At 37.8% G+C, this 26,343-nt stretch carries 33 protein-coding genes; 2 read left to right on the top strand and 31 right to left on the bottom strand.

All coding sequences use genetic code 11. The features are described from left to right. The 5 genes from NYG90_RS09965 to NYG90_RS09945 all read right to left on the bottom strand — a co-directional run. Window positions 1–912, bottom strand: a 912-nt coding sequence (locus NYG90_RS09965) for a replication initiation protein (RefSeq protein WP_285265007.1), incomplete at its 3' end; no start/stop codon positions are given. Between the two features lie 412 nt (window positions 913–1,324). Further along, window positions 1,325–2,296 (bottom strand): toprim domain-containing protein, encoded by a 972-nt coding sequence (locus NYG90_RS09960; RefSeq protein ID WP_115012456.1) that lies wholly within the window; start codon window positions 2,294–2,296, stop codon window positions 1,325–1,327. A gap of 8 nt (window positions 2,297–2,304) precedes the next feature. After that, window positions 2,305–2,877: an ATPase gene (locus NYG90_RS09955; RefSeq protein WP_115012455.1), complete on the bottom strand. Its 573-nt coding sequence runs from the start codon at window positions 2,875–2,877 to the stop codon at window positions 2,305–2,307. A 204-nt stretch (window positions 2,878–3,081) separates the two neighbouring features. Next, the gene (locus NYG90_RS09950; protein ID WP_115012454.1) at window positions 3,082–3,366 is read right to left on the bottom strand and encodes a hypothetical protein; all 285 of its coding nucleotides are present in this window, start codon (window positions 3,364–3,366) and stop codon (window positions 3,082–3,084) included. Window positions 3,367–3,511: 145 nt separating this feature from the next. Continuing rightward, entirely contained in the window at window positions 3,512–4,177 is a 666-nt protein-coding gene (locus NYG90_RS09945; protein ID WP_115012453.1) for an AAA family ATPase, read from the bottom strand. A 605-nt stretch (window positions 4,178–4,782) separates the two neighbouring features. On the opposite strand from NYG90_RS09945, the gene NYG90_RS09940 reads away from it, so the two are divergent. Next, window positions 4,783–5,202, top strand: a complete 420-nt coding sequence (locus tag NYG90_RS09940) for a type II toxin-antitoxin system PemK/MazF family toxin (RefSeq protein WP_115012452.1) — start codon at window positions 4,783–4,785, stop codon at window positions 5,200–5,202. A 330-nt stretch (window positions 5,203–5,532) separates the two neighbouring features. Here the strand turns inward: NYG90_RS09940 and NYG90_RS09935 are convergent, their stop codons facing one another. From NYG90_RS09935 to NYG90_RS09835, 21 genes are all read right to left on the bottom strand, one after another. Continuing rightward, on the bottom strand, window positions 5,533–5,694 hold the full coding sequence (locus NYG90_RS09935) for a hypothetical protein (RefSeq protein WP_285257732.1): 162 nt from the start codon (window positions 5,692–5,694) through the stop codon (window positions 5,533–5,535). A 256-nt stretch (window positions 5,695–5,950) separates the two neighbouring features. Continuing rightward, entirely contained in the window at window positions 5,951–6,790 is an 840-nt protein-coding gene (locus tag NYG90_RS09930) for a nucleotidyl transferase AbiEii/AbiGii toxin family protein (RefSeq protein ID WP_285265006.1), read from the bottom strand. Window positions 6,791–6,793: 3 nt separating this feature from the next. Next, a complete protein-coding gene (locus tag NYG90_RS09925; protein ID WP_115012450.1) occupies window positions 6,794–7,096 on the bottom strand; it encodes a hypothetical protein in 303 nt (100 codons plus the stop codon). A gap of 129 nt (window positions 7,097–7,225) precedes the next feature. Continuing rightward, complete coding sequence (locus NYG90_RS09920; RefSeq protein WP_170235201.1) at window positions 7,226–7,390, bottom strand: hypothetical protein; 165 nt, start codon at window positions 7,388–7,390, stop codon at window positions 7,226–7,228. A gap of 25 nt (window positions 7,391–7,415) precedes the next feature. Beyond that, window positions 7,416–8,411 carry an ArdC family protein gene (locus NYG90_RS09915; RefSeq protein ID WP_285257730.1) on the bottom strand — a complete coding sequence of 332 codons (996 nt, stop codon included), beginning with the start codon at window positions 8,409–8,411 and terminating at the stop codon, window positions 7,416–7,418. Further along, complete coding sequence (locus NYG90_RS09910) at window positions 8,404–8,592, bottom strand: hypothetical protein (RefSeq protein WP_115012448.1); 189 nt, start codon at window positions 8,590–8,592, stop codon at window positions 8,404–8,406. Before NYG90_RS09910 ends, NYG90_RS09915 begins: the two co-directional genes overlap by 8 nt. Window positions 8,593–8,629: 37 nt before the next feature. Beyond that, entirely contained in the window at window positions 8,630–9,382 is a 753-nt protein-coding gene (locus NYG90_RS09905; RefSeq protein WP_285265005.1) for an ArdC-like ssDNA-binding domain-containing protein, read from the bottom strand. A gap of 25 nt (window positions 9,383–9,407) precedes the next feature. After that, window positions 9,408–9,542, bottom strand: coding sequence for a hypothetical protein (locus NYG90_RS09900; RefSeq protein WP_258552339.1), 135 nt, complete (start codon window positions 9,540–9,542; stop codon window positions 9,408–9,410). Between the two features lie 128 nt (window positions 9,543–9,670). Then, on the bottom strand, window positions 9,671–10,651 hold the full coding sequence (locus NYG90_RS09895) for a type IV secretory system conjugative DNA transfer family protein (protein ID WP_285265004.1): 981 nt from the start codon (window positions 10,649–10,651) through the stop codon (window positions 9,671–9,673). 22 nt (window positions 10,652–10,673) lie between these two features. Then, on the bottom strand, window positions 10,674–11,519 hold the full coding sequence (locus NYG90_RS09890; RefSeq protein WP_285265003.1) for a type IV secretory system conjugative DNA transfer family protein: 846 nt from the start codon (window positions 11,517–11,519) through the stop codon (window positions 10,674–10,676). Further along, window positions 11,512–11,877, bottom strand: coding sequence for a hypothetical protein (locus NYG90_RS09885; protein ID WP_115012446.1), 366 nt, complete (start codon window positions 11,875–11,877; stop codon window positions 11,512–11,514). The genes NYG90_RS09890 and NYG90_RS09885 overlap by 8 nt, the downstream gene beginning before the upstream one ends. Further along, window positions 11,878–12,810: an ATPase, T2SS/T4P/T4SS family gene (locus tag NYG90_RS09880; protein ID WP_285265002.1), complete on the bottom strand. Its 933-nt coding sequence runs from the start codon at window positions 12,808–12,810 to the stop codon at window positions 11,878–11,880. Further along, window positions 12,810–13,007 carry a hypothetical protein gene (locus tag NYG90_RS09875; protein WP_115012444.1) on the bottom strand — a complete coding sequence of 66 codons (198 nt, stop codon included), beginning with the start codon at window positions 13,005–13,007 and terminating at the stop codon, window positions 12,810–12,812. Before NYG90_RS09875 ends, NYG90_RS09880 begins: the two co-directional genes overlap by 1 nt. After that, a complete protein-coding gene (locus NYG90_RS09870) occupies window positions 13,008–13,841 on the bottom strand; it encodes a hypothetical protein (protein ID WP_285265001.1) in 834 nt (277 codons plus the stop codon). A 10-nt stretch (window positions 13,842–13,851) separates the two neighbouring features. Next, the gene (locus tag NYG90_RS09865; RefSeq protein WP_285265000.1) at window positions 13,852–15,411 is read right to left on the bottom strand and encodes a DNA type IV secretion system protein ComB10; all 1,560 of its coding nucleotides are present in this window, start codon (window positions 15,409–15,411) and stop codon (window positions 13,852–13,854) included. Further along, the gene (locus NYG90_RS09860) at window positions 15,408–16,454 is read right to left on the bottom strand and encodes a TrbG/VirB9 family P-type conjugative transfer protein (protein WP_285264999.1); all 1,047 of its coding nucleotides are present in this window, start codon (window positions 16,452–16,454) and stop codon (window positions 15,408–15,410) included. The genes NYG90_RS09865 and NYG90_RS09860 overlap by 4 nt, the downstream gene beginning before the upstream one ends. Beyond that, window positions 16,451–17,110 (bottom strand): VirB8 family type IV secretion system protein, encoded by a 660-nt coding sequence (locus NYG90_RS09855; protein WP_115012440.1) that lies wholly within the window; start codon window positions 17,108–17,110, stop codon window positions 16,451–16,453. The genes NYG90_RS09860 and NYG90_RS09855 overlap by 4 nt, the downstream gene beginning before the upstream one ends. Window positions 17,111–17,113: 3 nt before the next feature. Beyond that, window positions 17,114–17,248, bottom strand: coding sequence for a hypothetical protein (locus tag NYG90_RS09850; RefSeq protein WP_258552338.1), 135 nt, complete (start codon window positions 17,246–17,248; stop codon window positions 17,114–17,116). Then, window positions 17,245–19,728: a VirB4 family type IV secretion/conjugal transfer ATPase gene (locus NYG90_RS09845; RefSeq protein ID WP_285264998.1), complete on the bottom strand. Its 2,484-nt coding sequence runs from the start codon at window positions 19,726–19,728 to the stop codon at window positions 17,245–17,247. Before NYG90_RS09845 ends, NYG90_RS09850 begins: the two co-directional genes overlap by 4 nt. 8 nt (window positions 19,729–19,736) lie before the next feature. After that, on the bottom strand, window positions 19,737–20,000 hold the full coding sequence (locus tag NYG90_RS09840; protein WP_115012465.1) for a hypothetical protein: 264 nt from the start codon (window positions 19,998–20,000) through the stop codon (window positions 19,737–19,739). Beyond that, complete coding sequence (locus NYG90_RS09835) at window positions 19,997–20,302, bottom strand: hypothetical protein (protein WP_115012464.1); 306 nt, start codon at window positions 20,300–20,302, stop codon at window positions 19,997–19,999. Before NYG90_RS09835 ends, NYG90_RS09840 begins: the two co-directional genes overlap by 4 nt. A 485-nt stretch (window positions 20,303–20,787) precedes the next feature. On the opposite strand from NYG90_RS09835, the gene NYG90_RS09830 reads away from it, so the two are divergent. Then, window positions 20,788–22,464, top strand: a complete 1,677-nt coding sequence (locus NYG90_RS09830) for a relaxase/mobilization nuclease domain-containing protein (RefSeq protein ID WP_285264997.1) — start codon at window positions 20,788–20,790, stop codon at window positions 22,462–22,464. Between the two features lie 81 nt (window positions 22,465–22,545). Here NYG90_RS09830 and NYG90_RS09825 read toward each other — a convergent pair whose 3' ends face one another. The 5 genes from NYG90_RS09825 to NYG90_RS09805 form a co-directional block, all read right to left on the bottom strand. Beyond that, window positions 22,546–23,184, bottom strand: a complete 639-nt coding sequence (locus tag NYG90_RS09825; protein ID WP_285264996.1) for a hypothetical protein — start codon at window positions 23,182–23,184, stop codon at window positions 22,546–22,548. A gap of 77 nt (window positions 23,185–23,261) precedes the next feature. Beyond that, the gene (locus NYG90_RS09820) at window positions 23,262–23,480 is read right to left on the bottom strand and encodes a hypothetical protein (protein WP_285264995.1); all 219 of its coding nucleotides are present in this window, start codon (window positions 23,478–23,480) and stop codon (window positions 23,262–23,264) included. A gap of 11 nt (window positions 23,481–23,491) precedes the next feature. Continuing rightward, window positions 23,492–24,595, bottom strand: a complete 1,104-nt coding sequence (locus tag NYG90_RS09815) for a type IV secretion system protein (protein ID WP_285264994.1) — start codon at window positions 24,593–24,595, stop codon at window positions 23,492–23,494. 9 nt (window positions 24,596–24,604) lie between these two features. Continuing rightward, the gene (locus NYG90_RS09810) at window positions 24,605–25,642 is read right to left on the bottom strand and encodes a hypothetical protein (protein ID WP_115012459.1); all 1,038 of its coding nucleotides are present in this window, start codon (window positions 25,640–25,642) and stop codon (window positions 24,605–24,607) included. A gap of 77 nt (window positions 25,643–25,719) precedes the next feature. Continuing rightward, window positions 25,720–26,175: a hypothetical protein gene (locus NYG90_RS09805; RefSeq protein WP_115012458.1), complete on the bottom strand. Its 456-nt coding sequence runs from the start codon at window positions 26,173–26,175 to the stop codon at window positions 25,720–25,722. Window positions 26,176–26,343 lie beyond the last annotated feature (168 nt).

The raw sequence follows: 26,343 nt of genomic DNA, 5'->3' as shown, positions 1-26,343 counted from the left end.
CCCCCCCCCCCCCCCCCCCCCCCGCCCCCCCCCCGCCCCCCCCCCCCCCCCAATTTTACTCTTATCTGCTCCTTTTTTCTTAATCTCTATCGCGCGAGGAGTAAAGGCAAATTCTATCCTATCAATACTTCCACCTTGCCCCTTGCTTTTCTTGCCATTGCTATCTTCTTTGATTTTCTCAAAGGTAAGATTTTCAAAATAAGGCTTATTTGTATAGGGGCTATTCTCCGCAAGCTTTAGCACAGAAGGCTTAAGGATACGCTTATCTATATCGCAGCTCTCATACTTTGCTGGGATACTCATTAGCTCCCTGAATTTACTATATTTTACCACATATCTGCCTGTGGCTTGAAACTGCTTTAAAAGTCTATAAAGATTCTTAGCATACTTATTGTTGATAGCGCAAAACTCTCGCACCTCAAACCTCGTAAAGTGCGAGGTTATATCATTGATAAGCTCCATAGAGCTTTCTGTAACTTTAATCACAAGCGTGCGGCTCTTTTCATCTGCCATAATCTTTTCAAAAAAAGTATAGGCAGAGAACCGCTCATAGCCCTCTTCATCAATTTGGCTCTTTTCTGCTTTGAGCGAGTTTAGCTTCTTGGCAAAGTCTATAATATTTTTATAAAACCGCCGCCTATTCTTGTCGCTCTCTACAAACTCACGCATTTGCTCAAACTTAATAGTGATAGTTCTTGTGCGCTGATTTTTGGCAATAGCACAAAGGATAAAGAAAATATTAAAATCTGCTTCTGTGAAGTCCCTAAAGATGATTTGATTAAAGCGATTCTCATACTCTACGCTTAAATCTTTCTCATACACGACATCATCAGCAAGCTGCTCGGCTGGATTGATAGGCTCACCAAATAAATCCAGCTGTGGTGGCAACACTGCAGCCTTAATCTCTTCCATTACACCCTATCCTTAGTTGCGTCTCTATGTATTATCTTCCCTAGAGTCTAGCTAAAAATGTGTAACAAATCAACTTTTACCCATTATTTCTAACATTTCCCACAGCTTTTCGCAATTCGCCCTTTTAATTTTCGCAATATGTCCTTTTAAAATTAAGCTCACAAAAAACAGCACAAAACCCATACCTTAACTCAAAACAAAGCATTCTAAACATTACGCAATATGTCCTTTTAATAACGCTTATTTTCGCAATATGTCCTTTTAATTTTCGCAATATGTCCTTTTAAAAATCACTCTAGCAACGCTCCCAGCGATATTGCAAGCACATCTAAAACAAACAATATAAAAACAAAATTTAAAAGGGGAAAACTGCGCGATAATGATTCTTATAATTTATGTAAGTTTTTAAGATTTAAGAATCGCATTTAGATGTTTGTAAGTCTTCGTTGAAATCTTTATGTTGTGGGATTTTTATTTCATAAGTAAAAGAAAAAGGTTGTAAGAGTTCTTCAAGCTGTTTTGTGAATACTTTGCCTTGTTTATCATTGTCAAATCCTAAAAAAATATAAATAGAATTTGAGCAATTTTGTAACAAGAACAATAAAGCTTCTTTGGCTGATTTTGAGAAAGTTCCACTTGTGGCACAAAGTAGAGATATTTTTGTATCAAGCTCAAGGATTTGCAATAGACTCATAGAATCAATGCTAGATTCTGTAATGATGATGTATTTAATATCTTTTAAACTCTTTGTGCGTTTGTCTTTTAAAATTTCTATTCCTTTTTTACCAAATGCAAGTGTAGATAGCGGTTTTTTGTAGTTTTTGCCCTCTTTGTCTTTTGGTAGTGGTTGGTTGAGTTTCGCGCTATATCCGCACTGCACAAGGTCTTTTGCATTGAGTTTTTTCTCATAAGTATAAGTAGGGAAACAGATGTTTTTATAAGTATCAATTTTTATTGTAAGATGTGAAAAAATCTCTTCTTTTATTCCACGATTACGCAAATATAAGCCACGATATGCTGGATTTTTGCTTGAAAGATTGATGCTTCTAAATTCTTTAAATTTAATGCTTGCTTTAATCTCTTTATCTTGTAGTTCTGTTGGTTCTATGGCGTGATGATTTAAATCAATATGTTTGCCAGCAATAAGTTTTTTTACATCAATAGAGCGAAGCTTGCAAAAATGATGAATATTTCCTTTGTCCCTTTCATTAAATGGATTGAAATAGAGATAATGTCCATTTGGCTTGCGTGTAATTACAAGAACATCGCCATTGCTATGATTCATTGTTATATGGCGCGTGGAGCTTTTTTCTAGTTTTTTTTCATAATTAAGAGTGCTTAGAATCTCGTGCAGTGGTAGTAGCACATAATCATAAGGGCGCATACTGCCTCCTACTTATCTAATCGTTCAGTAATGAAACCCTCAAGCACAGAGTTAAAAGCACCAGCTGGCATTTGGTGTTTTTGCGCGATGAGCTTTAGGCTCTCTGCGCTGTTATCAAATAGTAGCACATCATCGCAAAGTGGCGCGATAGCTTTGAGATTTTGTAATGATGTGCAAAATCTTCTTTCAATAAGCTTAGAATCTATATCGTGCCCACCCTTTGCCACGCGGATTTTTACCCGCTGCTTGGCTTTCTCCACAGAATCTAATCCCACATAATAGAGCGTTATTGCGTAATTATTGGCTTTTAGGGTGGAAAAAAGCTTTGTGATACTTGCGCCACAAAGTGTAGTTTCTTGATTGAAGCTTTGGTGGGTTTGTATGTAGTGTTTTCGTATGCGTAGGGCGATTTTTGTAGCGCGTGTTTGGTCTTTTTCGCTGCGCCAGTCCCCAAATGAGCTGACGATTTCATCAATATTGACACGCAGCCCAAATAAACGCCCCTTTTCTAGCTCGTTATAATAGAGCGTTGTTTTTCCGCTACCATTGACACCTGCAAAAATTGTAGCGTTTGGCTGCATAGCATTTCCTTTTATTTTGCTTAATTTAAGGTTTCGCAATTCTTAAAGCCCAAAAAGCCCTAAAATACACACTTTAAGTTTTGCTACACAGAATGTCTAAACCTTAAAAATACTTCTTTTTGCCTATATGCCGAGATTCTCTCTACTTTTAAAAAGTTTGAAAAGTCTAATTTTCATTCCTAAAATAGATTCTGCATTTGTATTTTAGTTAAAAATTTTAAAGCGGATAAATTCGGTAGTTTTCATATTTTTTTCTTCTGCCATTTCTTGGATTTTGAGAATCTCGCGTTCTGTGAAATACACTAGCACCTTTTGCGTGCGCTTGTTGGCTTCGCTTTTTAGTGGTGCGCCACGCCTTTTTTGGGCTATTTTGCTTGTCTCGCCCTCTGCGTGGTTGATAAACTCCGCTACACTTGTAGAAGCAGTGTGCTCGCGCTCTTGCTCTACCTTTTTGAATGAGTTTGTTTTAATGTTTTTGAGTCCTGCCATTTTGCAACCTTATACAAAAAATTTATAGATATGAAATATTATTATAAAATAGTTAATAAGATGTTTTTTAATAAAAAAATAAATGTTTATTAGAATAAAATATATTATTTATTAAATATTAAATAAATAATATTAAAAATATAATCTATATACTTTTAATATATTCTATTAACTCATCATAAAAGCGAACAAAATCATCAAAGGCTTTTTCACCACCTTTGCAAAACTCTGTAATTCCCATTCCTGCTGAAGTTGCATTTTTATATGCTTCTCTCTCATAGATGATAGAGTTCATTAAGTGTAGATTCTCTAGGTTCTTCTCATTGATATAGCTGCGTAAATCGCTAATTTTCTTTTCTAAAAAGGGGTTGGGGGAGGCTTTATCAATCACAATAAGTGCTCTAGATTCTGGGTTTATGGCACTGACTTCATCATAGAGCGAAATCATTTTATCAAGCACCACAACATCATATTGGCTTGGCACGCTTGGGATAATGATAATATCAGCAATGGCTAGTGCTTGGCGCATTTCCTTAGAATCTCGCCCGCCTGTATCAATCACAAGGCTATCGTATTTTTGACTTAGAGATTTAACCTCTCTTGCTAGCCCATCGCCAAGTTTGGTAACAGAATTAAAAAGTAGGGGGAGATTCTCGTTTGTGCGGATATTGAGAAAGGCTTCAGTGCTTCTTTGTGGGTCGGCATCAACAAGTAGCACTTCATCTCCCTCTTGTGCGAGTTTGCAGGCGATATTTACTGCAAGCGTTGTTTTCCCACTGCCACCTTTTTCATTAACGATTGAAACAATCATTTTTTATCCTTATTTAAATATTTTAGAAATTGTATAAGATTATTGTAAATATGTTTATAAGTATTTATAATACATTAAATAATGATTTTTTAGTAATAAAATAATATTAAATAAATAATATATAAAATATTTAATATCAATAAATTATTATTTTTATATATTAAAAATATAATTATAAATCTACATATAATAAATAAAATGGAGCATATAGAAATAGGCTGAAAAATGTGGTCAATAAAGGGATAAAAGAATACTTGTGTTATAATTCTGCCGTGAAGCCTCGTAACTCCTTAGTGAAGCTGCAACTTCACTAAGGGGAATTGCTTCGCCGAAAGGAGAAACAATTCAATGCTTATTAAATGCGTTGTCATTATAGCAATAATTTGCTTAATTGTGTCAAGTGCTTCTTGGTATTTGACATTTAGGCTAGGCGGGCAAGCACGCCTAGCCCCTATACAACGCATTTCCCTTGCTTGCTTCATTATAAAAAAGTAAGTCTTGTATAAAAGTAATAAATATTAAGAAATAAGCAGCTTATTCAACATTTTATGTGTTCTAATTTGAGAACACATAAAATAAAAAAATAAAAATAAAAGGAGTTAATTATGGATAACACTATCCAATTTAATAAGTGGAATACACTAAAACAAACTATACAAAACAATCAAACACGGCATTACATTAAAGAGGGCTGTGTATATTGGGTGCATATCGGGCAGAATATTGGGTGTGAAGTTTTTGGTAAGCAGCAAGACTTTAGAAGACCCGTGCTTGTGTTAAAGAGGATATATATTCCAAATTATATGGACGCTTTCATAGGAATACCGCTTACCACAAAAAAACTTAGTGGTTCTTCATTTGCTAGATTAACTAATGTAAAACATAATGTGGTCGTTACTGCAATGCTGGGGCAGATTAGAGCTTTTGACAGCAGAAGAACTATAAGCTATTACTATAAAGCAAGAAAAGAGGAAGTGGATAGGGTTAGAAATAAACTAATAAGTTTTTTATCTCCCAGCAACTAGGCTGGGAAACCCAAAGGATAAACCTTTGAGCCAATTCTCCTTGAAGAGATTCGGTATTTATAACGAAGTTTTGCTTAAATATGTCTTACTTCTGTTTTTTTGAGTTTTTTGATGGCTTCAGTTCATTGGTGTTTCCTGGTGTATCTTTGTTGTCTTTGCGTCTTTGGTCTTTCTCGCCTGTAGATTTAGCAGTGGGTTTTGGTCCCCTTTTTAAACCATCCTTTTGTATTTCCTTACTCATTTGCGTTTCCTCTTTGGTTAAGTTTTACAATTGCCATTGTAATGTCATATCGTAAAAATTGCAATAGTGATTCTGTGGCGATTTATTATTTATGTGGTATCAGGGGAGGGAAAATGTTTTACACATCTAGTGGCAAAATCAAGCGCGTAAGCACGCAGATTGCGCCCTAGATAGAGCCGATGAAGCGCGGTAAGCGCGACAACATCGGCGGAGCTATTGGTAGGCGCGCCTAAAGCGCAACATTTCATCAAAAACAACGCGTTGTTTTTGCCTAGCTGCTCGCAAAAAGTCCTTTTATTAAAGGCGGGTAATAAAACCCTAACCCTCCAACACGCCCAAAAAGCACAGCATAATCCCTAAAAACACCATCTTTGCACTCTAAACCCGCTCACCAATGGGCAAAACTCTACAAGCTAATCACTTCTCCTACCACCAAACACGCAGGAGCTTCCAAGCTCCAAAATCTAAAAAACCTAAACAAGCCCTACTTATTGCCTCAAATCCCGACTACTCTTCGCCTAGTCCTTTATCTTTGTTTATACCAATACGCTTGCTATATTTATCTAGCCGCCCCACTCTTTTAGAATCAAGCCTAATATGCTTGCCCTGCGCTTCTTTGCACAGAGATTCTGCCTTTTGTAAAAATTTTTCTCTTTGCTTCTCATTACTTGTGCGCTCAATATTGCCTAGCACCCTATCAAATTTTGCCTGCAGCTCACAAGCAGCACTTAGCCACTGGCTTGCTTCTTTAGATTCTTTTATGAGCAGTTTTTTATCTTGCTCTGTAAGCCTGTGCAAATCTCCATCATCAAAATAGGTTAAGCCCTTAAGTATCTGGACGAGTGGAAAATCACTGCCAAAAAACACGCCTACATCATTTAGCGCATTTTTTAGGCTTATGTCTGTTTGCCGCAATATCGTGGCAATATCAAAATAATCCTTATACTCTGCCCTATCACAAGTGGCTTTAAGCTTAGTGGCAAGAAGCGATTGCATATCTGCGATACGCAAAATCCCATCATCTGTTTGAGTGGCTTTGGCTTTTGATACAAAATCCATATCCCCAAAAAAAGAGAGCTTTACTTTTGATTCTGTCATAAACACGAGCGTATCTTTTTCTTGCTGCAATATCGTGCCTACTTTAATGCCTTCAAGCGTGAGTAAGGTTTTTTGCGACCTATCAATACTCTTATGCGTGAAAAAATCAAAATCCACAGATTGCCTATGCCCAAGCTGCAAGGCAATCGCAGTCCCACCAAAAAGCACAAAACCAAGCCCTGTGATTTGTGCTAAATGCGGATATAGTGCTCTCTGCTCTTGTGGCAGAATCTCTAAAATAGGCTTCATTTGCTAGCTTTGCAGAAAACTTCGCTTTGGTAGTGTTGGGATTATGGCATTTTCTCCATAGAGCATAATATGCCAATAATGCCAGCTTTTCTCATCAAACCACCCAGCTTGCGCTTTTTTAAGGGCTTCTTGTAAAACGCCCTTATCAATCTTGCATAGCAGTGCATACTCTTTTGGACTATTAGCATAGCGCATAGCACTAGCGATAATGCGTAAAGGATTAGAGCGCATAAGCTCATTGCTATCTTCCCACCACACATAATGCGCGAAGTGTTCTAGCGTTGATTGATTGATATGTGCGCTCATTTTCTCTTTCCTTTTGTGAGAATTAAAAGGACAAATTGCGAAGCATTTATATTATGCAATTCTCTATCCCAAATTATACTAAAAATAGGGCAATAGCTCGCTAAATAGGCATATAGCATAAACAAACGCTCACTTTCTTTTTGTCTTCAAGGCTTTGTCTATAAAACTTGAGCAGATTCTATAATCTAACTCATAGGATTGTGGTAGCTTTAAGTTCTTGTCTTTTGCTCCGCTAAAAGCGGCTATTTTTTCACATTTATTTGGTGCTTCAATAATGATTATGCTTTCTTTCATTCTTGCCCCTTTGGTAGAATTTGGCTTATCGCTCAAGCCCCAACTCATTTTCTAGCTTATTTTGGATTCTTGGTTTGACTCTAGCCTTTTGTGGTGTGCGCTCTTGCTCTTTGGTGGGATACCATTGCTCTTTGACAAAGCTCACCATTCTCACACCATCTTTAATCGCCCTTGAAATCTCGCTCTTATCATCTTGTAAAATCTTGAGCCAACCTTTTACATAAGAAGCGTGATTTTTTATATCATAATCAATGCCAAGCTCTAGGGCTTGTAAAAATGAATAAAGCTCTGCTCTTAACTCTTCTTTGGCATAGCTCACACTCCCAAAATCTCCACTTAATGCTCTTCCTAGCCTATGTTTTGCACCTGTGGCGTGTCCTAGTTCGTGCAGTGCGGTTGAGTAATATTGCTCTTTAGTAGCAAAATTTTCTTTTGGTGGAAGATAGATTGTGTCGCTATTAACACAATAGTAAGCTCTATCTTTGTTATGGTGGATAATGGGGATATGAGAGTTTTTTAGAATCTGCTCAATAAAAGGGTTTTCTTGGAATCTATCACGCTGTTTTATCTCAAAATGAATATTATGTTGTTTTTGGTGTTTTGCGAGTAATTGCATATCAAGGTTTTGACATTGAGTGATATTAAAAATAGGGATTTTCTTAAAAATCTTTTGCCATAGCCGTCCCTCTTCATCTTCAAAGACATATCCCCTAGTATTTTCTCTTTCTTCTTGTGTGATGGGCTTTTGTCCTACAAATAGCACATAGCTTGCCCTCTCTCCTTTTCTCACAGAACCATTAAGAGCTTTAATTTCATTAAAGGTAAGATATTTGCTCTCTGTATATTCATCACACAGCAGGCGCAGGGCATTTATGCCCTGATAAATTGTGCCTGTGTAGGGATTATGCGGCAAGATCCCATCATTTTGCCAAGGCTTAATCCAAGGCGCACTGCCAGATTCTAGCGCGTGCAGAATCTTCTCTTCTAAATCCTTAGCAAGCTCTTCTAGCACCCTACTCATCACTCTGCCTTGCAAGTATTGTCTCTTGCCCTTTTGCTTGTTCTCTCATTTCTTGCAGCAAATAGCCATAGATTTTAAGCTCTTCTTGTGTGATGCTATGCTCTTGCTCACACCACGCTTCTTGTTCTTGGTAGCTCTCTTGCAGTCCTAGAAAATCCCTTATACTTACCTTTTGTTCCATTTGCTTCCTTTCTTAATAAATTCTGCCTTTCATTGCGTTATCGCTGCATTGTGTTTTCTTGGTTTTTATTTTGTGATATATCTAGCTGTGGCTTTGGCAGGGGTCTATATCGCTCAAGTCCAGCTTGGGCTTGGAGATAATTGCTAATTTGCTTTTGTGTGTGTTCAGTTAAGCCTATGCCCTTAAGATAGTTTGTTGTTATGTCTTTTGGCTCATTGAGTGATAAATCAAGCTCTTTGAGCCTGCTTTTATCAAGGCTTGGGATTTGTGAAGTGTGATAGAGCGTTGTGGTCTCTAGGATTGGTGCAGGTAGTTCCTTAATATCATAGACAAAATCATAGTAGGGCTTATTTGTTTTTGGATTGATTTTGGTATTGCCATTTTTATCAACTTGTGGCTTTGTCTTTGGATTCCCTTTTTTATCAAGCACCTTAGTAGCTTCTTTGGTTTTGATATAAGAGATTTTAACGCCCTGCATTTGTTTAAGCTGCTCCCCTGTGAGCTTTGCTCCTAGAAAATTAGCCTGCTTGGCAGTAATCCACGAGCCATTTTCATAGCCAAGTTCTTTTTGCTTACTCTCTAGTAAAATTGCATTTAGTCCCTCATAGGGTCTGCCTATCTGGGCGTTAAATGGTCTAGTATGTTGGAGTTCTTTAGCATTTTTTGCCTCAAGCCAAGGCGCGCTTTTGCTCTTTATGGCTTGGATAATGTTGTATTTGGCGTAGTTATTAAAACTCTCTTTTCTTTCCTCGTGTGTGTATTCTTCCCATTTTTTTGGTTGTGCTGACATTTTTTCTCCTTGTGTTTTGGTATTTTTAGGCTTCGCTCTCTTGGATAGCCACATCTTGTGTTTGAGCTAATCCTAACTCAAGCAGCTCATTTGCTTCTTCTTGGCTGATAGGGATTGCTCCCTCTGGCAGTGTGGGTGTCTGCTCTTGTTGTTCTTGCATAGGCACTCCTTAGAAAAATTCTCTTGCAAGCAAGGCATTTTGTTACCAACCAAACGCTAATACTTGCAAGAGTGGGCAAAGCCCAAAACTATGCTTTTCATCTCTTAAGCACAGATTTGGACTTTGTGCTAGTAGCCCTTAAGCCCCCTAAATTTGTATTCATAAACATTGCATTCTTCCTTATTTTCCTTGACTAAATCTTTGCCTAGATTCTGCACTACTTCTTGTGATTGTGTCTCTGGTGGGATATAGGGGATTTTGTCAGCTCCTTGCCATTCTTTGAGCTTAAACCAAAAATTGACATCTGCTTTTATGGGGCGATTTAAGAATCCGCCCACGAGAATGTAGATTTTATCCATTGGATTGCTAAGAATATCTTGTGCAGTGATGAGTTTATAGCCTTCAGCATTAGTGGAGATATTTTGCTTAAGCATATCAAGGTTGCCTTTTGATGTGCTTGTCTTTTCTCGTGTAAAATCCCCTATCATTTTGCTTAGGGTTTCTGCATCTTCAAAGCTATTCATACGAAAGATAACTTGATAAGCGACATTAGCGCGGATAATTTTTACATCATCTTCACCATAGTATTTTTTAATCTGCTCATAGCTTTGTGTGATATATAGTGGCACAAGCCCAAAGCTCCTACAAAGTGCTGGCATTTCTAAGAGAAATGGCATTTTCCCAAAGCGCACAAACTCATCTAGGATAAGATAAATAAATTTATTGGGGTCGTTATTTTCTTTTGTAAGCAGTTTTTTACACATAGATTCTAGGAGAATGCGGATAAGTGGGGCGAGAATATCCATATCTTCGGTTTGTATCACAATATACATACTGATATGCTCTTCTCGCAAATCTTCATAATCAAAGCTCATCTTTGAAACAGCTCTAGCTACTTGTGGATTGCTAAAGACTGCCATAAAGGTGTCATAGGTGGATTTAATGCTTGCAAATTCATTTTGCGCTGCGCTAGAGTATTGGCGTGCTTGATTGCGCACGATGTCATCTATACTCTCATCATTAGCCACTTGCAGAAAAAAGGCTTTGAGTGTGTCTTCTTTAGGGTTTCTCTCAAATTCCCCTGTATCTTCATCTTGGATTTGGCACATTTGTAAATAGTCCCCTTGAAGCTCATTGTAATAATCTTTTTTTTGGAGCTTGGGCGAGTTCTGCTAGGGTGGTATGTCCAAACTTTTGCATAGCATAGAGTGCAAAAAAGCTAAACATTGTTTTGGCAGAAATGACCCAATGGTCGTTTTCTTTGCCTTTTTCTCCTACAAAAATTGTCCCAGCGATTTGGTCGGCAAGCTTTTTGCGTTGCACAAAGCTCATTTCCTTAATGACTTTGTTATCAAAGGGATTAAAAAACATTGTGTTTTCATCGTTAAAAGGGGAGAAAAGCAGCACTTTATTGTGGAGTTTTTGCTGTCTGTATCCTGCAGTTTTTTGATAAAGCTCCCCTTTAATATCAAGCACCACACAGCTTTGAGGTAGGGATAAGAGATTAGGGATAGCAATACTTGCCGTCTTTCCAGTGCCAGGTGGTGCGACAATAAGGGTAGAGAGTGGTTGATTGGAGCGGATAAAGAGCTTTTTGTCCCTGCCTTTATTCAAGCAGCCAAATATCATACCGCTTTCATAATTAAGCCCCATTGCTTGAATCTCTTTTTCATTAGCAAAGCGTGCATTGCCATAATTTCCTTTTGGCTTTGCATTGCCCATTAGTGAAAATATCACCCACACAATGAGGGGCAAAGAAGCAAAAATAAGTGCCATATAGGACTTGAGCTTTAAGGCTGGATTACCAAGATTTTGCAGAATCTGCACGCCTATATGACAGGCTTCTTGCACGCCCTGCCAAGAAAAATGGATATGAAAATAATACATAATGCTTATGCCATAGATACATATACTTAATAGCACGCACACAAGTAGTGATGTAATATCGCGCATTATAGCTTGGCTCTTATTACGCATTGAAAATCCTTGCTAAAAGCTTTTGATTCTGTTTGGCTAGGGCGTGAAACTCTGCAAAAATCCGCTTTGTTTCTTGGGCTTGTCTCTCAAAATGCTCTTCATTTACATTAAATCCTGCATTGAGATGATAGGCGATTTGGTTGATATTTCCAGCCACACGCGAAATTTCAAGGAGCATTTGGGTATTAAAACTAGATGTGCGGTGCAGTAGCTCTAGGATATTATGTGCTTCTTCTAAGTGGAGAAGTTGGCGAAGAACGCGTGATTTCTTTTGTCCCATAAGCTCGGCTTTCTTGCATAAAATCTCATAATCTTTTGTGGCTAGGCTTATATGCACTCTTTTGGCTTTTTGTTTCATTTATATCTCCTTTGGTATATGGTCTTTGACAACAAGAATCTCGCTAATAATGCGTTCATTTTTTTCGCGCTTAATCTGCACGATATAATCAATTGCAGTGCGAATATAAGCTCTAAGTGCTGCTCTATCGCTCATTCCTCCAAACATTGCATTGGTAATTAAGGCATTGATAGCATCTTCGCTGTTATTGGCGTGCAAGGTGGAGAGATTGCCCTCGTGTCCTGTGTTGTTAAGGCGCAAAAATGCCAAAGTATTGCGTATATCTATCTCGCCAAGCAGCAGTCTATCGGGGCGTAGGCGCATAGCATTATTGATAGCTTGTGTGTAGCTATAAATCTCGTTGGCTTCTTTTGGAATAGCAAGCTGGGTTTTATTGCGATTATGGATAAGTAGCTCTTGTGAGTCTTCAATACTCACAATGCGCTCATTTTCTGGAATCTCACTCATTAGGGCATTAAGAAAGCTTGTTTTTCCTGTGCCTGTGCCACCGCTAATAAGCACATTTTTCTTCTGTGGGATTAGAGCTTTAATAGCGGCATAATCCCACTGCTCTTTGACTCTATCACTTAGGACAAATTGTTCTAGCCTAAAGCGTTGTTTGCTTGGGATTCGTATGCAGATACAGACATTAGAGTGAAACAGCACACTTTTATGCTGGGCTTGCAATCTATATCTATCATAAGGTGGTGGCAGCTCGCACGATAGGCTAGGGTGTTTTTCATTAAAGCGTTGCCCTCTTTTGGTGGCTAGCTGGATAAGAAAAGATTCTAAAAAGCTTGCACTTAGCATAGAATCTTGCACATATTCCCACCTTTGACCATAGTCTATATATAGCTCGCCTGCATTATTGATGATAAGCTCATTGGCATTCAAGCGCAAATATTTATCAAGCACCTTAAGCTTTTGAGCGAGGATTGGCGTGATGTGCTCCATTAGAGCGCACCTTTATGTTCTAGGCTTTCCAGCGTTTTAAAGTTCTCTTCAAGCTTAGAATCTAGTTTTTGTATATGCCTTTGGTGTTTTTCGCGTTGCTTGGCTAGCTTTTCTATGCGCGCAAGCAATCTGCTCTCACTCACTCTGCTTTTTTGTCGCTCTTTGGCAGAGTGGATTTTTTGGCTAATATGTTCCATTTATCGCTCCTTTGTGTTGAGTTTGTTTTGTGTTAGGTTGCAACGCTCCAGTCTTTGCATACTTTTAGAGTCTAGCTCAATGTGCAGATTTTGGGCTTGCTTGCTAATTTCATTAGCCCTTGCAAGAAAGCTTTGCTTTTGCTCTTTGTTGCTGACACGCTCAAAGTTGTTTAGGTTGATAGTAAGCTTGCGTTGCAGTTCTGCTTGTATGGGGATATGTGGCTTTTGCTGATTTGTGTTCGTGTTGTTGTTTTGTGGTATAATGGTGTCGTTAGCGGAAGTGCGAAAATTGGGGTCATTAAATAACGGAGGCGGAGCTGACCTTGTCCGCCCATTTTCGCTATATTCTACTCTCTGATTTGATTCCGTTCTTGAATGTGCTGTTAATAATCTGTTAATATCTTTATTGTCTTTTTTATATTCTCTGCTCCCATAGAGTAAAACATTTTCATCATTTGCCTTGATTTTCCAAGTGTAGTCTTTATGCTCCACATTATATTCTGCTTCCACATTTCTCGCGACTTTGGGGTAAGAGAGCATTTCTTCTGTGGTTACCATTCCTCTTAGTGCAGGACTATCGAGATGTTTTTGTATTTCTTTTTCCATAAACTCCCTATCTACAACCACATCTCCAACATTGCTTCTTACAATGGTGCTAGACTTCTCATTTTCTAGCACTTTATACATCTTGCTACTCTCTTTTTTAGCCTCTCTCTCCCAAATAAGCTCTTTGAGGGCTATAAGATTCTTTTCTGTTCGTGCTATGGTGCTTTTAAGTTGATTGATATTGTTTTCTAACTCAATGATTTTTTGTTTGATGTTATTTTTATCCATTTGCCCCTCCTTATTGGTATTCATCATTAAAATACTGCGCCATAATCTCGCCATTTTTAGGCACAGGAAACCACATATGCGTGGTGGGTGTGATGTAGATTCTGCTGCCCGCGCGTATTTCAATGGTTGGCTTAATCTTTGCCTGTTCAGAGATGAGCTGTTTAAAGATATTGTTAATATCTCCTTGCGCAGTGGAGAAGAGTTGCGCAGTATAGGGGCTTGTCATCGTGCCGCTTTTTTGCGTGAGATTAGAGATGCTAATCATTAGCCCATTGCTTAGAGTGTTAAGAAAAAGTCCTAACCCATAACGCTCTTTAAATTTATTATCCAAATAGCCCTCAACCCCATTTATCCCACGAGAATCCGCACTCATCGCATTAGTTAGCAAGATATTAACGCCCTGTGGTGTTATCATCTCACGCCAAACAATACTGAGGCGCGATTGACCGATTTTGTTATCATTTTTATAAAAGCCCATTACTTTAGTCCCACGCGGGATAAGCACGGTTCTACCTTGAGCCGCATAAATATCCTGCTCCACTTGTGCTGTGATAATTCCTTCAATATTGCTTACAATAGGAGTCATTAGCACTGCTGGGATTAGCCGCCCTGCGCGTATCATTCTGTAAAGGCGATGTTCGTTTGTGGCGATGTCTATGCTTTTTTGATTAGAAAATCCGCTATCCCCATAGCGAGAGCTTTGTTGTGCAAAGATTTGAGAGTTTCCGCTTACACGCTCTCCTAGCACCGCGCTTTTATAAAGCTCCTTTTCTTGTGCGAGTGCCATCTCTCTCGCTCTTTGTGCTTCTTGCTTATCAAGTAGGGCTTGATAGGCTGGGTCATTTTTGCGCTGCTCTTCTAGGACTTTTCTAGCTCTCTCTTCTTCTTCAAGGCGTTTGCGCATTTGTTCTTGGAGTTCTTTTTGTCTTTGCGCTTCTTTGGCTAGGAGTTCCTGCTGTCTTTTAAGCTGCTCATCAAGTGAGTTTTGTGTGCTTTGATTTAAAAAATCATTCAAGGCTTGTGTATCATTGACATTGATAGGCTTTCCATTAGAATCTAAAATGGTTTTTCCATTTTTATCTTTGAGATTCCCATTTTTATCCACAAATATGGGATTCCCATCCTTATCAAGCACAGGATTCCCAAAACTATCAAGCAGTAAAGAATCTTCACTGCCCATAATCTTTCCATTTTTATCATAGATTATGGGTTTGCCGTTTTTATCTAAGATTGGATTTCCATTTTTATCTAGCAGCACCTTTTTGCCTAAAGGTTTGCCATTTTTAGAATACATATTGCCATACTCATCAATATAAATAGGATTACCAAATTCATCAAGTATGGGGTTGCCAAACTCATCGGTTAGCATTTTCAGTTTTGGCTTATCATCAGTTGTTGTAAAAACATCACTTTTTGAGAGATTACTAGCATTTGCACCCTTTTGGGACTGCCACACATAATCGCTTATAGGAAACTTGCTTTCAAAGAGATACTCAAGGTTTTCTTTTACACCTGCATAGACAATACAAGCTCCAACAAGTGTGAATAGCCCCACTTTAAGATAGCTCATTTCTCGCCTTTTTGCACTTTCTCCCGTTCTACGCAGACATAGGCTTCACCGATTTTGATAGTGAATTTATCAGCGACCGTTTCAGTAATCACAAAATCCCCTATAACGCGCGTTTCTATGGGAGAATCCTGCCTATCTACCACGACATAAATACTAGGGATTTGTGGGTAGCGATTCTTATCGTATTTAAAAAATGTGTAATTGTTATCACTAAAGATTTCTTCAGGCACAAGCCAAGTGTTTTGTCGCTTGGCTTTAACTTTGTAGCGTTTATAAACCTCTTTTTTCTTCACACGCAACTTATTGATACCCTCTTCTACATAAAAATACTCATCAAAGAATGGGTCTTTGTTTTTTTCAATAATGGTGCGTTTATCTTTGACAAATACCACTAAATGCGGATTTTTCCACGATGTAAAATCTGTTGAAAAGATATAAAAAGAATAAAGCTTGCCATCTTCTGTAAAGACAGCAAGGCTGGTATCCACGCCAATGAGCTTGGGGCGTATGGCTAGGGTGTTTTGAGAATTAGGCACTTCTAGCACTTCAAACCCCACATTATCGCCTAAGATAAAGTTTCTAATTTTTTGGGGAAAAATCATTGTGCTAGTCATCGCGATTCTTGTGCGGATTTTGTAGGTGGTATTTTCCACATAGTCTATGGTTATGGTGTTTTCTGTGCCTTTGTAGTTTTTGGCAAAGAATTGGTTTTGTATGGCTTTGAGATTCTGGCTTCGCACAGCCTGCTTTTTTAGTAAGATTTCTTGTTCGGTTGGTGGCTCTTGTGGCTTTTGCTCTTGTGATAAAGGTGCAGAGCTAGAGCTAAAGTCCCTGCTTGTAGAATCTGTGAGTGGGGCATTTTTGCGTGCTTCTCGCTCTTCTTGCATATCTTGGATTTTATTGATTGTATCAAGCATTTGCTCCTGCCCTGCCTGCATTCTGCGTGCTACTTCTGCCCTATCAGCGTCATTTAACACAGAATCTGCCCACAAAGAAGCTGGCAGCAAAAAGGGAAAAAGTAAGATGATATGAGCATATTTCATTTGTCTTCTCCTGTTTGGTCTTTAATGGAAATTTCAGTCAATGCGTATTCTTGCACCACAAAGCCTGTGGGGTTTCTTGGCACAGAAGTAAAATTGATACTTTGTTCTACAAAGTCGTATTTGAGTGTGGCTCGGTAGCGTTTTAAGGATTTGTTTTTCGCATCTTGCACGATAGTGATAAAATCCACATTTGCCACTTCTTTGGAAAGCACACTAAGATTGACAATATGCACTTCTCTTGTAAGTTCTTTATTGGAATACATAGAATCATCTTGGGTTACAATTCTTCTAAAGGTATCCCATACCTTACGCGAGCTTTGCTCTCTCACATCTTCAAAGCGGTGTTCATCATCAATATGGTTGATTGTTTCGCGTTTTTGCACATAGCTGGCTAGAATAGACTTAAGCAGGGCTTCTTCTGCGCGGATATTAAGATTTGCCTGCTCCACGCGCACAAAGTTGCTTTCTGCATTGGAAAAAAACACAAGATATGGGACATTTTGTTTAAGGGGGAGCATAATGATAATGGCTAACACAAGCAGAGCGATAATAATGGATTCTAAAATAATCCAAAAGAACATATACTGCTTGATATGCCGCTCTAGCTTAAAAAGAACATTCGCATCTCTTTTTAGCTCATTGTCGCTAAAAGTCATTATTTAGCCCCTTTTTTCCATATCAATAATCAGGTCATAACAAGCACAAGGGCTTTTTGGCGGGATTTTTGCCCTCTTGTTACTGCAGCCAATACACAAAAGCCCAATACAAATGGCGATACAAAGTGATTTCATCATTTCTCCTTTAGATAGTGTGGGGTTGTGGCAAGAAGTGATTTTTGGTTTTTGAGATACATTGTGCGCCACTCTTGCGGGTGGTATTTCTTGCATTCAAGTAACGCATTAACATCTTCAGCTTCAGAGCTAAATATTTTTAAATGCTCGCCAAGTCGCGCAAAATTCACATCAAGTATGGAGGATTGTTCTTTGCGCTTTAAAAGAATCTGTCTAGCACTTTTACTAGAGCTTTTGAGAAACTCTACTTCGCTGCCTGTAAGGGAGAGCTGGGCTTCTAGCTTTTGAAGTGTGCGCTCATCTGTGGTGGGGAAAATGATAAAATTTGCCATATTCTCTATAAAGGCATCTGCATTAGCCACATTGCTAAAAAAGTCAAGATTCTGCACGCCCATTGTGATAACACCATTGATTTTGCGTATCTCCATAATAGATTCAATAATGGCATTACACATATTTTCATCATTAAGATAGTCGCGTAGCTCATCAATCCATATAAAAAAGCCCTTATTGCTATTTTTAGAGATATTTTTAATTTTATGAAAGAGATAGAGCGCACAAAGCGCGGCATTTTTCTTATCTTTCAAAATAGAATCCATATTAAGAATGGCGAGCTGTTTATCAAAATTAAGCGCGTCTTGTGTATTGTCAAACAAGCCACCTAGATAGTCTTTGAAGCGGATTTTTATATCATCTTGGGAGTTTGGAAACTGCAGGCTATCATAGAAATCTTGCAGGGTAAAAATATGCTCAAACTCGGCTTGTTGTGTTTCTCGTATTTGCTTTAATGTATCGCCTACAATATTTCGTAGCTCGTGTTCATTCTTGCTTATCTCACCCATTTCACATAGCCACGATTTTAAAAAGTTATTATTTTCTGCAGTATCTGTTAGTGAAAAAGGATTTAACTTAAAGCCATCAAGCTCTAGGTCGTGGTATTCTCCTCCTATGTAATTAGTAAAATTGTGCATACCGCGCAGCTTATCCATAGCAAAGATATGAATATCATATTTAAAAAGATTGAGCATAAGAAACTGCATAAGCGTGGTTTTCCCATAGCCTGTGCCACCAATAACTAGCGTATGCCCTGCCGCGCTTTTATGCTCGCTGTCGTGGAAATTAAAAAAGTAAGGGCTACCACTTAAATGCCGCAAAATACTCACAGGTCTATCACCCCAGCGATTACTCTTAAAGCCTAGAATATCATTTTCAAATGTGCAAAGCGTGCTAACTACCGAGCTCGTTTGTGTGCGGATTCTGGCATTAAGGTTGCCCCTACTTGGAAAAAAGCTAAAATACAAAGGTTTGAGATTAAAGCTTTCTTTTGCCACACTTAGATTTTGTGCTTTTAAAATGGCAATAAGCGCATTTGTTTTTGTGTTCAGCTCTTGGAGCTTTTCACTTTCAGTTGCACCATTATGAGAAAGCACAAGAATACTAAGAGAAAATTTTAAAAGTTTTTCTCTATCAGATTTAATTTCTTGCAAGAGTTCTTCTAGGGCATTTTGGATTAAGCCCACCGCGTAGAGCTTGGTATTTCTAACTTTTTCTATTGATGATTTTCTATCCAGTGCTTCACAATGAAAAATCAAATAATAATCGCTATTTTCTCGTAAAATCGTTGTCGGTAAAATACTTGATATATTTTCTGTCTCATAGGCTTTAACACTAATAAAACGCCCTAGCACTTCTTGTTCATCATTGCGAGCAAAAATAATATAATCTTTCTTAAACTCCACATCTGAAGTGATATAAGAATCTGTGATATTGCTATATCCATATCGCAGTATTGTCTCTTGCATATTAGAATAAGTAGCATAGAAGTTAATAATATCATCAGAATCAAGTTGCGTGGGATTAAACTCTCCTAATGCACTTTTTAATTCTTGGCATACTTCATCAAGCTTTTTGGCTTTAAATTCAAATCGTGTTGTATTATTCTCTGGGCTTAGATTATCTGCAATTTGCTCACTTGTAAGTTTTGATTTCTTTGATTCAAAATAGCCTGTGAGTTTTTTAGATTTTGTAGAGATGATGAGATAATAATTGATTTTATAAGTTACAACACCACTCTCCCATTTTTTAATAATCTCTTGTGCGTATGGATTATTAGAGCTAGAATCAAAGCTAAGATTAAGTCGCTCTTTTTTACAAAAGATGTTAATTTCTATATGAGAATCTAGTTTGCTCCAAAAGCGATTCCTACTTTGCACCAGCTCTAGCTCTCTATTGATACTTGCAGCACTATAACTGATACCACCGATTGCAAATCCAGCACAAAGATTGCCATCTTTTGTGGCGATATAGTGATTGTTATATTTTGAGGCAATATTAGATTCTTCACTCATTGCATAGATTTTAGGCTCTTGCAAATGCAAAATCCCCTCGCTCTTTTGCATAGCACTATTAAATGCTTCATTAAAAGTATCAATATTATCGCTTGAGATAATTTTACGCAGTGGTTCTATTAGCTTTTTAATCATCAAAAATCCTAAGCATAGAATCTACGGCGCGTTTTAAATTTGGTATTGATGAGAAAAATATCATACATATCTTCATCAAAATATTCACAAATTAAAAATACAATAAGAATAAGAAAAAAGATTGGAATTGCCCACCACACAACAAAAAGATACAATCCACCACCCAAAAGCAAGGCAAGCAAAAGCATATTTCGACTTAAGCCGATGTTGGTTTTTGGGAGATAGACTTTATCTTTTTTAGTAATCTCTCTAAAATTATCAATCTCAATCATTGAAAGACACTCACACCATTATTTGTAACGCCCCATAACACACCTGTAATAATGGCAACCCAAATAATAAATTTCATATTGTCTTTAATCATTTCGGGCTTAAGCTTGGCAGCAATGGCGATAAAACAAATCATAAGCCCGCCAATAATGCCCACAATCATATGGATAACAGAAATCACAATATCCCCTGTGGAATTGACCTCTGTTTGTATGGCATTTTTGAGATTTGCTCCAAATGCTCCATACAAATACACTTGAGCCAACATCATAAATATGCCTATTTTGACCAGTGTTCTTTTCATTCTTGCCGTCCTTTTGTGGTTTCTCTGGCGGGTATTTTGATGAAAAAATTCCCAAAAGTTAAAAGGACGCATTGCGAACTTAAAAAAGCTTAATAAATCAGCAGAAAGCTCGTATTTATGGGATTTGTTGCTATTAAGTGCCCAAAAATTTTGCTTGTATGGTGAATTTTTGCTGATATTTACTTTTTTAGAGCCTGCAAGCACGATATATAGGTGCTTTGAGGCAGAAAGAGATAGTGCTATATTGAATGCTTTGTCCTTTTAATAAAAAAATTTTTATTTCTGTGATTTTTCAAAAAAATTGCAAAGATTCTTCACGCATTTAGAGATTTACAAAAAATCTCTAAATCTCCTAACAAATCCCTTATTTTAGGCATTTGTTAGGAAAATCGTGTGCCTTTTAGGGTTATCCTGCTAACATTGCTATCTTTATAGCTTCTAAGCGTATTGCTTGATGTTTCAAATTTACACGCTACAATACTTTTATGAAAACATTTAAACAATTAGAGCGTATCTTTTTTGATTATAAAGAGCAAAAACGCAAAAAAGTAAGAGATGAGCATTTAGATTCTAGCTCCTATACTTTTATGCCAAGTCGCGCAATATTGCCTCAAAAATCAAGCGCATTCTCCAAACAGGTTGTTATCAAGCTCTTATCTAATCTTTCAAGTAATGGCGTGAAAAATGCCCTAAGTTATGTGATACGCAATAGCGCATTTGATTTTGCCTTTAATGAATCTCATCAGCCTATAAGGATTGATGAGATTTTGCGCCAATGGCAGAAAGATTTTTCAACACAGCCAAATGCAAAAGAGGCGTGGCACTTTACCTTTTGTCTTGATGAGCTAAAAAGTGAGTGCAATATCAAGGCATTGCAAGATTCTGTCAAAGAAGTAATGCAGACACATTTTTATGGTTATAAATATGTGAGTGTGCTTCATACCCACCAGCACAAACCACACATTCATATCATTCTTAATAAAACTAATATTTTCACACACAAAAAGCTTCACTTTAACAATAAGCAAGAGATAAAAGACTTTTGGAATCTTTTACGAGAGGATTTTAAAAATGCACTCAATTTTCACAATCCTAACTTCAATTATAAAAATAGCTACCGATATGAGCGCGACTTGCTTAAAGAAAGCGCAAAAGCAAGTATTGAGATACCACTAAATATTGCTGAAAATATCGCCAAACAAATTGCAGCACTAGAATCTAAAATCCAGCTCTATGAGACAAAATCCCATAACCTTACTAAAACAATTTTTCAGCATATGCAAGAAAAAAGAAAGCTTATCAATGAATTAAAATTGCTTATCCAATCAGGCAATAAATGCTATTTTCAGCTGCTTAATTCTATAAAAGCAACAAATAAAGAGCTTTGCTCACTTAGACAAAGCAACAAGGGCTATCAAACACAAAAGAAACAATTACAAGAACAAATAAGAAAATTACGCGAGCAAAGACTCTACTATAAAAGCTCTTATGACAGCCTTGCAAAGAAACAGGCTTATGCAGAATTTCTACGCACAAAAAAACAAACAAAAGCAGATATTTTTGTATTGCGCCAAATTCAAAGTGAGATAGCACTTAATGAGAAAAATTTAGCCAAAAATACAGAATCTCAAATAAATGCGGATTTGATAATGGCTCGCACGCTGCATAAAAAGTCTAATGCGTTTGTGATGATAGGAATTGCAAAGGATTTAGATTCTCATCTTAAAGCTCTGGTACATATTGAAATAAGCGATAGCGTGAGAGAAATGCTACAAGATTATGAAACTAAACTTTTAGAGAATAAGGCATTCGTGCTTAAGATGTGCCAGCAAAAAGTTATGATTTTGCAGGAATATCTAAAAGGGAAAAAGAGCCCTTATAAACTCAAAGAGCTTAATGCTCTTTGTAATTTTTTAGGTTTAGAAAATCAAACGCAAACACAAGAGCCCAGTAAAACACACTCTAGCACCCATACACAAGAGTTGCTTAGTAATGAGCTGATAGATGTTTTCTTGCATTGGTATTGTAAAAAGCAAAACATCACCAATCCTGCCATTTATGAAGCGCACTTAAGAGAGAAAATCCACAATGGCACTTTTGAGAATTTTAAAGAGCAGTATAGGGCATTTATTGAAGAAAATAAAGCAATAAAAAAGCTATGAAGCATTAGATTTTACATTTTAAGCAACACAATAGATCCTACAAATGCGCACAAGGTAAAAGATGACAGAAGAGCTAAAATATTATAAACCAATAGGCATAGTTTTAAGCGCGTTTTTACCAAGCTCTTGCAAGGGTTGCTTTATGGCATTTGTTGCAGCTTGAAGTATTTTAGGGTAGTTTTGCTCTAGGCTAGGGAATTTCTCCCTTGCTTCACAAAGCTTTTTATCAATCTGTTTTATATATGCAGCTTTTGATTCTTTGGATTCTACTAAATCAAGCATTGCTATATCCTTGCGAAGCTCCTTTGCAAACGACCTTTCAAGCTGCAAATGCTTGGCACACTCTTGGATTTTCTCCTTACTACTTTTAAGCACTCTTAGGCTTTCTTTTAAAAAGTTTGCAGTCAGTGGCTTATGCTTAGAATCTTGTATCTGCTGCATATAGTCTCTAGCATTTGGCTTGTTTGTGGCAAGCCTTAGCTCATATAAAGCCTTTTCCATAGCATAGAGTGCTTTAAGTATATCCACAATGCTACGCACCTGCGCGATAGAGGCAATAGCCCTATCTAGTTCGTTTTTCTCTCTATCAAGGCTTTTTTCTTCACTAGGCGTTTCTTGTGGTGAGGCTTGCTCTTCTTGCTTTAATCTTTGCTCATCGCGCTGAATAAGACTAATTACATTATCCATATCAGCATAGCTATTAGAAAAATCTTGTAGCACTTTTGCGGCGTGCTCGCTCTTAGCCTTTGGGGTTTGTGGGATTATAAACTTCTCATCAAGCCCTAGTTCTTCCCCCTCTAGCTCCTTAAGTGGCTTGGCTGCTCATTTTTTGCCCTTCTCTCTGCTAGAGTGATAAGCAAATCCCCTAGTTTATGTGTATAGCCAGCTACAAATACTAATGCCTTGCCACAAAAATGCACTAGAGCATAAAGCATCGCTAGGGCTTTAGTTTTCTTCTCACTAAGCTTATCTTGTTTAGATTGTAGTTCTTTATTGTCTTGTTCTTGCGTATCCACTTTTTGCTCCTTTAGGTAGTATGGGGCGTGTCTTTACCCCTAAACTTATTTGCACTATCGCTGACCCAGCCTTTTGTTGCTCTGCTGGCTTTAAGTGCGGCTCTGCCCGCCCCTTGTGCGGCGTGATTGCCGTGCTCCCCGCCAAACATCGCCCACATAGCTCCTGTGGCGGCTGCCCTTATGCTCTGTCCATCAGCGCGGTTTTTAGCATATTGCCCCATACCTGCTAGCATTCTTGTGCCTATAAATGCTCCATTATTGATAGCTCCAGCTAGTCCTGTGCCTGAACCACTAGAATCTGCGCTACCAATAATCGCACTTACCCAACCCGGAATCTTTGTTAGCAAAAAGATAGAAAACATCATTAGCACGATACCAACTAACGCCACTTCGGCTAAATCCCCACTATTTGCGATAAGAACCTGCCCTTGCTGCATATATTTGGTAACACTATTTGGAATAGAGCTAAGAAGCACAGCAAAAGGACTCCATAAGCTCAAACCAATATAGAGTTTCAGCCAAGAGAAAAAGATTGAACGCGTTTGTGAGAAGCACACTAGCGGAAATACAAGTGCGCCAAGTGAGAGAATCACATTTGCCATAAATTGTGAAAGCACGGTCATTATGACAAAAGCTATCATAAACACCAGCCCCACAAGAAAATACGCCGCTCCTATAAACCACAACGACATCTCGCTCCAGCCTGCCAAATCAAAGATTCTATCGCTATTATCTTTGACCATTCTCCATTGTGTAGAAATCATCACTTCTAAATCAGTGCTACCACCATTAAACTCACTCACCCCCAAAGAGAACCAATAATAAGGAATCTTAAATACCCCCAAGCTATCCATATAGTTTTCATAGCTAGAGAGAATGACTTTAACAAGGATAAATATCACAAGCCACACCATTGCCTTAAACATATCAGCTCTACTAAAATCGCCCTTAATCTTTAGAAAAAGCCAAATTGTAAAGCTAATACCAAAAAGCGTATAGACAATGGAGCTTGTATAGAGCCCAGCACAGCCTTGATAAATGTTTTGTAGGGTTTGATTGCCCGTGGAGTTAATGAGATTAACAACAAGGCGTAAGAGTGAAGCCGAGCTATCCATACCTAGCTCCTACTTCTTACCAAAATCTAGCACAGGAAGCCCTAGAGCGTCCTTTTTAAACTCTCCTTTTAAATCTTCAAATGGTGAATCTTTGGCAAAAACACCTAGCTGCTCCCTGTTTTCTGCTAGTTTTTGTTTGTCTATTTCTAAATTCTTTGCCATTTTCTTGTCTAAATTATCATCTATATCTTGCATTGCTATCATTGTATTGTTAAAATTCATCATCATCTCATAATTTAATTGAGCAACCCTCAATATTTCAATAAGTATTTGATTGGTAAAGTTTTGAAAATCAGTTTGTGTTTGAGCTTTACTAGCTTGCTCCAGCAAGTTTTTCATTTGCTCATTCATATAGCTCTTAGTATAGCCACGCACATTTTTATCTTTGCTCTTTGTTTGATATTTTGCATAAAACTCATTCCATTGCGTTCGTTTGTCTTTTGTCATTTGCTGATTTATTTTTGCTTGTTTTGTATGTATGGCATTATATTCTTGCATTGTTTGGTCATATTTCTCTAGGTCTCCTTTTTTTAAAGCTTGTTGGGCTTGGGCTAACTTATCACCTAAAACTTCACTCATAGCTTTTGAATCATTTACTGCGGCTAGACACATAGTTTGTGTTTTAAGTTCGCCCGTTACAAAATCGGCAAAAGAGTTATCCTTAAATTTATCAGCCATATCTTTAAATAGCTTATCTTTCATTAAGAAATCGCAATCTTCTTTGATTCCTGCCAAAAGCGAATCTAATGTGCCAGGCAAAGATTCTAACGCGGATAATGTTTCTAATGCACCACTGGTTAAGGCATCTAATTTTCCAAGAATCCCTCCTACTCTGCCTGTATCTATACCAAGCTTTGAAAGCTCTTTTTCGTACTTAATGGCTTCTTCTAGCATTTGATTATATTGCAGTATCATATTTCCTATGGCTGTAACATCGATGACAGGCATATTGGCATACGAGAAGCTAGGGATTAAAAGACAAACACAAGATATTTTTAGTAGAAGTTGCTTGCAACGAAGTTGAAAAGCAGAAAAAAAGCAAGGCATAGCTCACCCTTTGATACAGGATATTAAATGCCTTAGCTCTTTTGGTTGGTTTCGTATTGTATCGTAATTTTCTTAATCTATTTCTTATATTTAGCCGTTTCTTTCTTAAACTCCTCTTCTCCGCCAAAGACATTGAAATAATCCGACAAGAAGATATAGCAGGTCTTTTTTTCAAACTTCTCAGGCACAGTCCCATCGTATGCCATTAGGGTGTCTTGATTGGCAAAAATCGTAAGCTCCTCGCGCGTATCTTCACCAAATGGAACTTTATGCTGATGATAGGCTTTTTTGCAAAATGCGGCATATTGGTTTTGCCGTGCGACAATTTTATCCTTTTCAGCTTGAGCCTTAGCATCTGCTTCTTCTTTAGCTTTTTTATTTGCTTCTTGCTCTTTTTGTCTTTTACCACTTGCAATATCTGCGGTATTATCTACAAAGTTTTTTGTTGCATTTAAAGCTCCGCCTAAATCAAACGCACTCGCACCTACGGCTACAATTCCAGCCACAACAGCACTGACTACAACTTTTTTCATCTCATCTCTCCTTTGGTGTGTTCAAGATACCCCGCCACTTTTAGGGACGCCCAACACCACGCCCACCATAAACTAACAGCACAAAAGCAACTAAAAACTAAAAACAAGCTCTTCGGTCTTAAAATTACTTTCAGCTAGGATATGGGGGGGGGGGGGGGGGGAATTTTA

It is taken from the genome of Helicobacter zhangjianzhongii, from assembly GCF_030249855.1.
In the GTDB taxonomy this organism is placed as follows: Bacteria; Campylobacterota; Campylobacteria; order Campylobacterales; family Helicobacteraceae; genus Helicobacter_B; species Helicobacter_B zhangjianzhongii.
This window is presented reverse-complemented; position numbering and strand designations above follow the sequence as displayed.